Raw genomic sequence first — 254 nt, 5'->3', positions numbered from 1 at the left:
GAAGATATACAGTACGAAACGGGAAAAAGCAGGGCTTAACGCATGGAAAGATGCAAAAAATGGCCATCCGCGTCAAAAGAACAGACAAACTGCTCTTTACGGAAGGTATAACCGCGCATTTCATAGCTTCCCTGGAACTGTTCGAAGGCGGTGACGTCGATTTTTTGCTCGCCGGTGTTATAACGTTTTGCCGCCTGATCCTTGCATAACGCTTCCATATTCAATGACCGAATGGGATCAACTTTCACCCTTTG

The 254-nt window shown here is 46.1% G+C and carries 1 protein-coding gene; it reads right to left on the bottom strand.

Translation table 11 applies throughout. The features are described from left to right. Nucleotides 1-35: 35 nt before the first annotated feature. Nucleotides 36-254, bottom strand: a 219-nt coding sequence (locus tag V5P19_RS24060) for a YsaB family lipoprotein (protein ID WP_334408061.1), incomplete at its 5' end; no start/stop codon positions are given.

Origin of the sequence: Enterobacter sp. UNJFSC 003 (genome assembly GCF_036903355.1) — a bacterium.
Classification (GTDB): Bacteria; Pseudomonadota; Gammaproteobacteria; order Enterobacterales; family Enterobacteriaceae; genus Enterobacter.
This window is presented reverse-complemented; position numbering and strand designations above follow the sequence as displayed.